General features: G+C 43.9%; 10 protein-coding genes. All 10 read left to right on the top strand.

All coding sequences use genetic code 11. The annotated features are described in order from the left end of the window. Nucleotides 1-43: 43 nt before the first annotated feature. On the top strand, nucleotides 44-1,048 hold the full coding sequence (locus ACZ5AE_RS21175) for a thiamine pyrophosphate-dependent dehydrogenase E1 component subunit alpha (RefSeq protein ID WP_464573694.1): 1,005 nt from the start codon (nucleotides 44-46) through the stop codon (nucleotides 1,046-1,048). Nucleotides 1,049-1,059: 11 nt separating this feature from the next. Further along, nucleotides 1,060-2,043, top strand: a complete 984-nt coding sequence (locus tag ACZ5AE_RS21170; protein ID WP_464566538.1) for an alpha-ketoacid dehydrogenase subunit beta — start codon at nucleotides 1,060-1,062, stop codon at nucleotides 2,041-2,043. Nucleotides 2,044-2,057: 14 nt separating this feature from the next. Next, nucleotides 2,058-3,371: a dihydrolipoamide acetyltransferase family protein gene (locus tag ACZ5AE_RS21165; protein ID WP_464566537.1), complete on the top strand. Its 1,314-nt coding sequence runs from the start codon at nucleotides 2,058-2,060 to the stop codon at nucleotides 3,369-3,371. Nucleotides 3,372-3,512: 141 nt separating this feature from the next. Then, nucleotides 3,513-5,369 (top strand): methylmalonyl-CoA mutase family protein, encoded by a 1,857-nt coding sequence (locus tag ACZ5AE_RS21160; protein WP_464566536.1) that lies wholly within the window; start codon nucleotides 3,513-3,515, stop codon nucleotides 5,367-5,369. Nucleotides 5,370-5,406: 37 nt separating this feature from the next. Beyond that, a complete protein-coding gene (gene scpA / locus ACZ5AE_RS21155) occupies nucleotides 5,407-7,548 on the top strand; it encodes a methylmalonyl-CoA mutase (protein WP_464573693.1) in 2,142 nt (713 codons plus the stop codon). Beyond that, entirely contained in the window at nucleotides 7,549-8,673 is a 1,125-nt protein-coding gene (meaB, locus tag ACZ5AE_RS21150) for a methylmalonyl Co-A mutase-associated GTPase MeaB (RefSeq protein ID WP_464566535.1), read from the top strand. A 107-nt stretch (nucleotides 8,674-8,780) separates the two neighbouring features. Next, the gene (locus tag ACZ5AE_RS21145; RefSeq protein WP_464566534.1) at nucleotides 8,781-9,218 is read left to right on the top strand and encodes a BrxA/BrxB family bacilliredoxin; all 438 of its coding nucleotides are present in this window, start codon (nucleotides 8,781-8,783) and stop codon (nucleotides 9,216-9,218) included. A 255-nt stretch (nucleotides 9,219-9,473) separates the two neighbouring features. Then, entirely contained in the window at nucleotides 9,474-10,250 is a 777-nt protein-coding gene (locus tag ACZ5AE_RS21140; protein ID WP_464566533.1) for a transporter substrate-binding domain-containing protein, read from the top strand. A 44-nt stretch (nucleotides 10,251-10,294) separates the two neighbouring features. Continuing rightward, nucleotides 10,295-10,954 carry an amino acid ABC transporter permease gene (locus tag ACZ5AE_RS21135; protein WP_464566532.1) on the top strand — a complete coding sequence of 220 codons (660 nt, stop codon included), beginning with the start codon at nucleotides 10,295-10,297 and terminating at the stop codon, nucleotides 10,952-10,954. Next, complete coding sequence (locus ACZ5AE_RS21130; RefSeq protein ID WP_464566531.1) at nucleotides 10,947-11,669, top strand: amino acid ABC transporter ATP-binding protein; 723 nt, start codon at nucleotides 10,947-10,949, stop codon at nucleotides 11,667-11,669. The genes ACZ5AE_RS21135 and ACZ5AE_RS21130 overlap by 8 nt, the downstream gene beginning before the upstream one ends. The last annotated feature ends 15 nt before the right edge of the window (nucleotides 11,670-11,684 follow it).

The raw sequence follows: 11,684 nt of genomic DNA, 5'->3' as shown, positions 1-11,684 counted from the left end.
GTTTTTTGGAAGAGAAATGATTTTAAGCGAACAAACGGGAGGAATGAAGTTAATGGTGGAAAAGCGTCATGAAGCTTTAGGCTTAAGCGATGAAAAAGTGCTGGAAATGTTTGAAACGATGCTTTTGGCCCGCCGTATCGATGAGCGGATGTGGCTGTTGAACCGTGCAGGTAAAATACCATTTGTTATTTCCTGCCAGGGGCAAGAGGCTGCGCAGGTTGGTGCTGCCTTTGCTCTAGACCGGGAAAAAGACTATGTATTGCCATATTACCGTGATATGGGTGTGGTATTAACGTTTGGAATGACTCCAAAAGAGTTGATGCTGTCAGGTTTCGCCAAAGCTGAGGACCCTAACTCGGGAGGACGGCAGATGCCAGGACATTTTGGGCAAAAGAAGAATCGGATCGTTACCGGTTCATCGCCGGTCACAACGCAAGTTCCGCATGCAGTGGGTATTGCTCTTGCCGGAAAAATGGAGAAAAAGGACTTTGTTTCTTTTGTGACCTTCGGGGAGGGTTCCTCGAACCAGGGTGATTTTCATGAGGGTGCTAACTTTGCTGGTGTTCATAAACTTCCGGTCATTTTTATGTGTGAAAATAATAAATATGCGATATCTGTGCCAATTGAAAAACAATTGGGTTGTGAGAAGGTTTCTGACCGTGCCATTGGTTATGGCATGCCCGGTTTTACAGTTGATGGCAATGACCCATTAGAGGTTTATAAAGTTGTAAAGGAAGCGGCCGAGCGCGGGCGCCGCGGCGAAGGTCCGACCTTAGTTGAAACTGTTTCTTATCGTTTAACTCCGCATTCTTCTGACGATGATGACCGCTCATACCGGGCGCCTGATGAGGTAGCAAAAGCAAAATCCCAAGATCCAATCATCACCTTTGGTGCATATCTGAAGGAAACCGGTGTGTTGAATGATGTGTTAGAGCAGGCAATCAATGACCGCGTCATGCAAATCGTCAATGAAGCCACTGATTATGCAGAAAATGCACCTTATGCAGCGCCTGAGGATGCACTGAAATATGTATACGGGGATCGTTAGGGGGAAGAAATATGGCAGTTATTTCATATATTGATGCAGTTACAATGGCCATTCGCGAGGAAATGGAGAGAGACTCACGAGTTTTTGTTCTTGGCGAAGATGTGGGTCGAAAAGGCGGCGTTTTTAAAGCAACACAAGGATTGTATGAACAATTTGGTGAAGAACGCGTTATTGATACGCCGCTGGCAGAATCAGCAATCGCCGGTGTCGGAATCGGGGCCGCTATGTACGGAATGCGGCCAATCGCGGAAATGCAGTTCGCTGATTTTATTATGCCCGCAGTAAACCAAATTATTTCCGAGGCGGCAAGGATCCGCTATCGTTCTAATAACGATTGGAACTGTCCGATTGTCATCCGCGCCCCATATGGCGGCGGTGTTCATGGCGCCTTATATCATTCACAATCAGTTGAGGCCGTATTTGCCAATCAGCCAGGCTTAAAAATTGTGATGCCCTCCACCCCATATGATGTAAAGGGACTTTTAAAAGCGGCGATTCGCGATAATGACCCAGTGCTATTTTTCGAACATAAGCGGGCCTACCGCCTAATTAAAGGTGAAGTGCCTTCTGAAGACTATACTCTGCCTATTGGTAAGGCAGATGTAAAGCGTGAAGGAGAGGACATTACTGTAATTACTTACGGGCTTTGCGTGCATTTTGCCCTCCAAGCCGCAGAAAAGTTAGCCAAAGACGGCATTTCTGCCCATATTTTAGATTTACGTACCGTGTATCCGCTTGATAAGGAAGCGATTGTCGAAGCAGCATCGAAAACAGGCAAGGTACTGCTCGTAACAGAGGACAATAAAGAAGGCAGCATAATGAGTGAGGTTGCCGCCATTATTGCCGAGAACTGTCTATTTGAACTGGATGCTCCGATAAAAAGGTTGGCCGGTCCGGATGTTCCAGCAATGCCATATGCGCCAACAATGGAAAAATTCTTTATGGTCAATCCTGATAAGGTCGAAAAAGCAATGCGCGAGCTTGCGGAGTTTTAGGAGGTCAGAACACATTGGCGATCGAACAAATTAAGATGCCGCAGTTGGGCGAGAGCGTAACAGAAGGCACTATCAGCAAATGGCTTGTCTCTGTTGGAGATAAGGTAAATAAATACGACCCTTTGGCAGAGGTCATGACAGATAAGGTTAATGCGGAAGTTCCTTCTTCTTTTTCAGGCGTGATTAAGGAACTCATTGCTGCTGAAGGCGATACAATGACTGTTGGAGAAATTATCTGTACGATTGAAACAGGAAGTGGAGCTAATGTTCCGGAGTCAGCTGTTTCTGTACCTGAACAAAAACCAATTGCAGGGACCGGTACTGGTAATGGTAATGCTGTTCCTGCGGATCAGGGGAATCGGGCCAGGTATTCACCTGCTGTCCTTAAATTGTCGCAGGAGCACGGCATCGATTTGATGCAAGTATCAGGAACCGGTGCAGGAGGACGGATCACTCGTAAGGATTTGCTGCAAATAATTGAATCAGGAAATATTCCTGCAGCTGGACAGAAGGCTTTAGTGTCAGTTCATGCTGCTGCAACACAGCATGTTAAACAGGAGACTGTTCAAACTGCGGCTTCGAGTCAGCCAGCAGCGGCCCCAGCTCCTTCGGTTCGTGTAGCATCGGGGGACATAGAAATTCCGGTTACCGGCATTCGCAAAGCGATTGCCACAAACATGCTGCGCAGCAAGCATGAAATACCGCACGCCTGGACAATGGTGGAAGTGGATGCCACAAACCTTGTTGACTTCCGCAATTCTATAAAAGATGAATTCAAGAAAAAAGAGGGCTTCAATCTAACGTTCTTTGCTTTCTTTGTTAAAGCTGTTTCACAGGCTCTAAAGGAATACCCGCAGATTAATTCGATGTGGGCCGGCGACAAGATTATTCAAAAGAAGGATATTAATATTTCGATTGCTGTGGCCACAGACGATGCCTTGTTCGTTCCGGTTATCAAAAATGCCGATGAGAAAACGATTAAGGGTATTGCCCGTGAAATCTCTGATCTTGCTGTGAAGGTGCGGTCCGGAAAGCTTCGTCCGGAGGATATGCAGGGTGGTACGATAACAGTCAATAACACCGGTTCTTTTGGTTCTGTCCAGTCAATGGGCATCATTAACTATCCGCAGGCCGCGATTCTTCAAGTCGAATCGATTGTGAAACGTCCAGTTGTCATGAATAACGGGATGATTGCGGTTCGTGATATGGTTAATCTTTGTATGTCATTAGATCACCGTATTCTTGACGGGCTTGTTTGCGGCCGCTTCCTGGCTCGGGTGAAAGAAATCATCGAGAACATGTCAAAAACAACAACCTCTATTTACTAAAAATTTGTCGGAATTTGGCCGCCATTCGAGTTTTGATTGGCGGCTGTTTATTTTTTATGATTTTAAAATGTTTGCCTGAATCGAGGTTCTACCCTAAAATAGAAATAATTGAATATTAGTTCAATAATATGCGGAAGGGGGATGAGTAGTTTGGAAAATATACGTAATCAATCTTTCCCTGTAAAAACAATAGATGATTGGAAGGAACAGGCCGAGAAATCATTAAAAGGGAAAAAGGTTGAATTATTACAAAGTGCCACCTATGAAAATATTGTTTTGAAACCGCTTTATACTGAGCAGGACGAACAACAAGTACCTGACTTTCCTGGAGGACCTGATTTTAGAAGGGGAATTAACCCATTAGGATATGTAACAGACGAATGGAAAGTTGCCCAGAAAATATCTTCTCAAACACCCGAGAAAATTAAACAAAAGCTTCAAGAGGCCGTTAAAAAGGGACAAACTGCACTGTCCTTTGAAGTTTTGAAAAACAACAGTTTTCCAGATTTATTGACAGGTTTAGAGAAAGAATACCCATTTGCTATTAACGCAAGATGGGAACTGAATGACATTTTAAAAAATCTAGCCGACCAGTATAGTGATGGGACAAACCTGACAGGCTACATAGGCAATGACCCTGTTTCCCTATTTGCAGAAGTTGGAGCAATCCAAGAGGAATTACTAAAAGAACGGACCAGTCAAATCATTCAAGTAGATGGAAAGTTTCCTGATTTACGTACTGTTCTTGTCGACACCACTCCGTACCATAATGGCGGAGCTAACGCTGTTCAAGAGATCGGGATCGCCGCAGCCACAGGAGTCTATTACTTGCAGGAGCTTCTGGATAATGGCATGACCATTGAAAGAGCTCTATCAAAAATGATTTTCCAATTTTCCATCGGCAGCAACTTTTTTATGGAACTCGCCAAGCTTAGAGCAGCCCGCGTTCTCTGGAAGCGGATAGCAGAACTTTACGGTGCCGAAGCGGAGGCAGGGGGTATGCAAGTTGCTGCAGCAACGTCTACCTTTACGAAGACGGTCTTTGATCCTCATGTTAATATCCTTCGTTCCGCCAACGAAGCATTTGCCGCCGTTTTAGGGGGGGCCCAATATTTGCATGTGGAGCCATTTAATGAATTGACCGGGCCTACTTCTTTCTCTGAGCGGATTGCTCGCAACATCCAGCTAATTTTAAAAGAAGAAGCGCACTTGCAGAAGGTGGTTGACCCTGCAGGCGGCTCTTGGTATGTGGAGACGCTGACCAATCAGCTGGCGGAAAATGCATGGGAGTTTTTTAAGGAAATTGAGGCTTCGGGAGGCATTTTGGAGGCATTAAAGTCTAACTGGCTTCAACAACAAATCGCTGCTGTTTATGAAAAAAGGACCCTCGATATTCAAATAAGAAAGCAAAGTATCGTCGGCACAAATGTTTATGCGAAATTGGATGAAGCGGTACCTAGCCCAAAGCTGCCAATGAAAATTGCCGCAGCCACCATGGACTTCGAGGCCATTCCTCAGCACAGATTAGCAGAACCATATGAGGAGCTTCGCTTCAAGGCAAACCAATTACAGGAAAAGACAGGTACTGCACCTTCAGTCGGCATGCTATGTCTTGGCGAACTAAAGAAGCATAAACCAAGGCTTGATTTCATCAAGGGCTTCCTTGCCGCCGGAGGAATCCATCCCGCTGAAAGCAAGCCGGTTCACACGATCGAGGATGCCAGACAATTTATCGAAGCCTTAAAAACTAAGTTTGTCTGCATTTGCGGAACAAATGAACAGTACGAACAAATCGGACATGAAATGCTGACAGCGTTAAAATCTGAATTTCCAAACCTAATCTTCCTTCTGGCTGGGCTTCCTGAAAAAGAACTGCAGTCCCAGTGGGTTGAAGAAGGGCTTAAGCGGTTTATTCATCTAAAAAGCAATTGCTGTGAAATCATCGATGAAATTTTATCTGACATGGAGGTGAACTCTCTTGAACAAACAAAAGCCTGATTTTCAAAACGCGAAACTATTTGAGAGCCATAATTTTATCTCGGAAGAAGCATGGCGGGAAAAAGTTGATAAAGAGATTGCCTCCTCCCTAGATGATTTACTGTTCGAAACCAATGAACAAATTGTGTTAAAACCGATTTATACAAAGGAAGACCGAGAAGGGACAGAACAGCTCGGCAGCCTGCCGGGGCTTCCTCCATATACAAGGGGACCATATCCAACCATGTATGTAAACCGTCCTTGGACAGTCAGGCAGTATGCCGGCTTCTCCACTGCAGAAGAAAGCAACGCCTTTTACCGCCGTAATCTTGCGATGGGACAGAAGGGATTATCGGTTGCTTTTGACTTGGCTACCCACCGCGGCTATGACTCCGACCATCCGAGGGTAGTCGGGGATGTTGGGAAGGCAGGGGTTGCCATTGATACCGTACTTGACATGAAAACCCTTTTTGATGGGATTCCTCTTGATCAAATGTCCGTTTCCATGACCATGAACGGCGCCGTTCTTCCCGTTCTGGCTTTCTACATCGTTACGGCAGAAGAGCAGGGAGTCAGCCAGGAAAAACTGTCCGGAACGATCCAAAATGATATTCTAAAAGAGTACATGGTCAGGAATACGTATATTTATCCTCCGGAAATGTCGATGAAGATCATTGCCGATATCTTCGAATATACGTCCAAATACATGCCTAAGTTTAATAGCATCAGTATTTCCGGCTATCATATGCAGGAGGCCGGCGCCCCTGCGGATATTGAACTAGCCTACACTTTGGCAGATGGATTAGAATATGTCCGTACTGGATTGAAAGCCGGTATAGATATTGATTCGTTTGCTCCAAGGCTGTCTTTTTTCTGGGCTATCGGTATGAACTACTTCATGGAAGTGGCCAAAATGCGAGCAGCTAGATATATTTGGGCAAAAATGATGAAATCATTCCATCCGAAAAACGAAAAATCAATGGCACTTCGCACCCATTCGCAAACATCTGGCTGGAGTTTAACTGAGCAGGATCCGTTCAATAATGTGACCCGCACGCTGCTTGAAGCGCATGCGGCGGCAATGGGCCACACCCAATCCCTGCACACAAATGCGTTGGATGAAGCGATTGCCCTGCCGACAGACTTTTCAGCGCGGATTGCCCGTAATACGCAGTTATTCTTACAAGAAGAAACTGGCATAACCAAAGTTATCGACCCTTGGGCAGGCTCCTATTATGTGGAGAAACTGACTGATGAATTAATCAAGCGGGCTTGGACGCATATCGAGGAGATTGAAAATCTCGGCGGAATGGCGAAGGCTATTGAAACCGGACTGCCGAAGATGAAAATTGAAGAGGCGGCAGCAAGACGACAGGCACAAATCGACTCTGCAAAAGAAACGATTATTGGCGTCAATCGTTACCGGCTTGAAAAAGAAGAGCCTATTGATATTTTGGACATAGATAATACTGCAGTCCGTTTAATGCAAATCGAAAAACTAAATTCCTTAAAAGCAAATCGGGACGCACAGAAAGTGGAAGAGGCTTTAATAGCTTTAGCCAATGCGGCAGCTTCAGGTGAAGGGAATCTATTAGAACTTGCCGTCAGGGCAGCCCGAGCCCGAGCCACTTTAGGGGAAATCTCTGATGCAATTGAAAAAGCGGCGGGCCGGCACAAAGCAGTCATCCGTTCTATCAGCGGCGTCTACAGTACCTCTTTTACGAATGAAGAAGAAATTGCCGAAGTTCAAAGGATGACCGAAGAATTCCTTGAAAATGAAGGCAGACGGCCGCGGATTCTGATTGCGAAAATGGGCCAGGACGGCCATGATCGCGGTGCAAAGGTCATTTCCACGGCATTTGCGGATCTTGGCTTTGATGTTGATATCGGTCCGCTCTTCCAGACACCGGAGGAAACAGCCCTGCAAGCAGTGGAAAATGACGTTCACGTGATCGGAATGAGTTCACTAGCTGCTGGTCATAAGACGCTCCTCCCGCAGCTTATTGCTGAATTGAACAAGCTCGGCCGCAAGGATATATTGGTTGTAGTCGGCGGCGTTATTCCAGCACAGGATTATCAATTCTTATATGACAATGGAGCGGCGGCCATCTTCGGTCCTGGTACGATAATTCCAGTAGCTGCGCAAAAGGTAATCAAGGAGATATATAGACAGCTTGGTTATGAGGAAGTGGGAAATTAAATGACGGGTGAACAAAGACCGGAATGGGCAAACCCCGAAGAGCCGGATAAATTTTCAACTGTCATCAGGAAAGGCAAGGAGCAGGAAACGGGAGAAGTGACTTTTCAAAAAAATGTCCGTTTTCAAAAGCGCACGTCGACTGAGCCCTCGCTAGATGAATTGTATGAAGGGGTCCTTAAAGGTGATCGAAGCCTGCTCGCCCGGGCAATAACCCTTGTGGAAAGTAACGCCGAGCAGCATTTTCAAAAAGCGCAGGCGCTCCTTCATAAGCTGTTGCTTCATTCCGGCAAAGCGATACGCATCGGCATTACCGGGGTCCCGGGGGCGGGCAAAAGTACCTTTATCGAGGCATTTGGAACGTATCTTTGTGAGCTCGGTTTAAGAGTCGCCGTTTTGGCGATTGACCCGAGCTCCAAAATAAGCGGAGGGAGTATCCTAGGTGACAAAACAAGAATGGAGAAATTGGCCCGAAACCCAAACGCGTTCATCCGCCCTTCTCCAACGGCTGGAAAGCTTGGCGGGGTTCACAGAAAAACTCGGGAAGCCATGCTGATTTGTGAGGCGGCTGGTTTTGATGTCATCTTAATCGAAACGGTCGGCGTGGGCCAAAGTGAAGTAATCATCCGTGATATGGTCGACTTTTTCATGCTGCTTGTCCTGACGGGTGCCGGTGACGAACTGCAAGGGATGAAAAAAGGCATTATGGAACTTGCCGATTGTCTCATTGTCCACAAGGCGGACGGGGCAAATAAGCAAAATGCCGAGAAAACGAAAAAAGAATATAACCGTATCCTGCATTTTCTCCAGCCGGCTACAAAGGGCTGGCAAACAAAAGCCTATACCTGCTCTTCGTTAACGCATGAGGGAATCAGCGATATTTGGAAAGTCATTCAAACCTTTGGAGAAACAGTAAAAGCATCGGGAGTCTATGATGACAGAAGGAAGAGCCAGTCCAGGGAATGGCTGTATTCTATGATTACCGATACTCTTCACTACCATTTCTTTCACCACTCAGGTGTAAAGAACCTCCTTCCGAAATTTGAAAATGAAGTGGTCACCGGAGATACGACAGTGGCAACGGCCGTCGAAAAGCTATTCCAGACATTTTTTAACCAAAACTATTAGCTGCCGATTCGTCGGCAGTTTTCTTCTTAACAGCAGGAATAATCATTTGAAATAAATACATTTTAACTGTTATGATGTAAGTATGTAAGACATAAGGAGTGAATTCAATGAGCATGGATTTTAATATTTTTATGAATGATGTTGTCCGCCAGGCGCGTCAGGAAATCTCCGCTGCCGGATACCAAGAGCTAAAGACAGCCGATGAGGTTGAAGAGGCTTTAAATCAAAAGGGTACAACTCTAGTCATGATTAACTCTGTTTGCGGCTGTGCAGGCGGTATTGCCCGTCCAGCGGCAGCTTACTCCGTTCATTATGATAAGCGCCCAGATCACCTAGTAACGGTTTTTGCCGGTCAGGATAAAGAAGCGACAGAAAAGGCAAGAAGCTATTTTACAGGTTATCCGCCATCCTCTCCTTCCTTCGCTTTATTAAAGGACGGAAAGATTTGTTCTATGATTGAAAGACATCAGATTGAAGGTTATGACCCAGCAACAGTGGTTGCCAAGCTTCAGCAGGAATTCGATAAATATTGCGAAGAAATATAATAATTTAACCCAAGAAAGGTTAAATATCTCTATTAAACACCTCTTCATACAAGAGGTGTTTTTTTATGGAAAATACACATAAAAAGATGGTTTTTGCCTATTTTAACTAGTATAAAAGGTTGGTTTAATTTTTTGAATATTTTTATATTAGAAAAATATCTTTTCAAAAACTCGGTGCTGTGTTAATATCCATTTTGTTGAATAAAAATTCAAGTCATTATATAATTTCAAATTTTAATAATCAGGAGGGACATCATGAAAAAGACATTTTTATTTCTAACTATTATTTTTTCATTAGTAGTTATGGCTGCTTGCGGCCAAAGTGATAAGGACGGAGCTAACGGTGAAAAATCGTCGGACAAAAAAGTATTAACAATGGCAACATCGGCTGATTTTGCTCCATTTGAATCTAGAAATCCATCAGGTGACATTGAAGGCTTCGATATTGACCTGGCAAATGCGGTTGCTGACGAATTGGGATATAAACTTGAAATTAAGGACATGAAGTTTGATGGCTTAATCGGAGCATTGCAGGCAAAACGTGTTGATATGGTCCTTGCTGGAATGTCAGCAACTGAGAAGCGTAAAAAGAATGTAGATTTTTCAACCGAATATAATCGTTCAGGTGAAATGTTCATTACTTTAAAGGATTCTAACATAAAAACAGTAGATGATTTAAAAGGAAAAACACTTGGTGTTCAATTAGGAACCATCCAAGAAGAAGGGGCTAAAGAACTTCAAAAGAAGATTAACTTTACAGCAAAGCCATTAGACAATGCTACAACTTTAATTCAAGAACTATTAACTAAGCGAATTGATGCAGCTTATTTAGATAAGTCAGTGGCTACAGGTTATATTAAAGAGCAAAATTTAGCGGGATTTGATGATCCTACCAGCAGTTCACCAGGAATGGCCATCGCTTTTCCTAAAGGCAGTGCGCTTGTAAAGGATGTTAATAAGGCACTTGACAAATTGGAACAAAATGGAAAGTTGCAAGAATTGAAAGATAAATGGTTAAAAGACCAACAATAATAGCATTTTTTTTAAAAGAAAATATTTGAGGTGAGGTGTAAGGCATGAATTTGGATTTTAGCCAAATTGTGCCTTATATTCCTTTTATACTAAAAGGAATATGGGTAACATTAAAATTTGTCGTTGTCGCCATTATATTTGGATTTGTTCTCGGTACCATTCTAGCATTATTGAAAATTTCCAGAGTCAAGGCATTAAATTGGCTTGCAGATATATATACATCCATTTTCCGCGGAACGCCATTGATTTTACAACTAATGTTAATTTATTTTGCGGTTCCGCAATTAACAGGTTACGATATCAATCCATTCCTATCGTCCATTCTGGCATTTGGGCTAAATTCATCTGCGTATGTGTCAGAGATTATCAGAGCGGGCATTCAAGCCGTGGATAAAGGTCAGACAGAAGCAGCCTTGGCGCTTGGTGTTCCTTATCGCCTGATGATGAAGGACATTATTTTGCCGCAGGCGTTAAAAAATATTTTACCGGCCCTTATGAATGAATTTGTTACCTTAACAAAGGAATCGGCGCTTGTATCAACAATTGGCTACTTGGATTTAATGCGCCGTGCTCAGGTTGTGGGAGCAGATACGTATCATAATTTTGAACCATTAATTTTTGTCGGATTGATATATTGGGTCCTCGTTTTCGTTTTAACAACTGCTGGCAAACTGGTTGAAAGGAGGCTGAAATATAGTGATTAAAGTAGAGAACCTCTATAAACAGTTTGGCACTAATGAAGTCTTAAAAAATATTTCAACCAATATCGAAAGCGGTGAGGTAGTCTCCATTATCGGACCATCAGGGTCAGGAAAATCAACCTTTCTTCGCTGTTTGAATTTGTTAGAGGAACCGACAAAAGGGAAAGTGTGGATAAATAATCAAGACATTACCGACCGAAAAACGGATATTTCGAAAGTTAGACAAGAAATCGGCATGGTCTTTCAGCATTTCTATTTATTCCCGCATATGACTGTTTTGCAGAACTTAACGTATGCACCGATGAGAGTTAAAGGTGAATCCAAGGAAACTGCTGAGAAAAAAGGCCGCGAGCTATTAGCCAAAGTGGGACTGTCTGAAAAAGAATCAGCCTATCCTAATAATCTTTCAGGGGGGCAGAAGCAGAGGGTGGCCATCGCCCGTGCCCTTGCCATGGAGCCAAAATTAATGCTATTTGATGAACCCACATCTGCCCTTGACCCGGAAATGGTCAAGGAAGTTCTTAATGTTATGAAGGGCTTGGCCCATACAGGTATTACGATGGCAATTGTTACACATGAAATGGGATTTGCGCGGGAAGTTTCCGACCGGATTATGTTTCTTGATGAAGGGAAATTGTTAGAAGAAGGCTCACCGGAAGAGTTTTTCAAAAATCCAAAGACCACTCGTGCAAAGGACTTTTTAGAAAAAGTTTTATAAATTAATTGTGGAAAA

The organism is Neobacillus sp. S1227, assembly GCF_055385255.1.
Note: the sequence above shows the minus strand (reverse complement) of the source record. Positions and strands in the feature narration are given on the sequence as shown.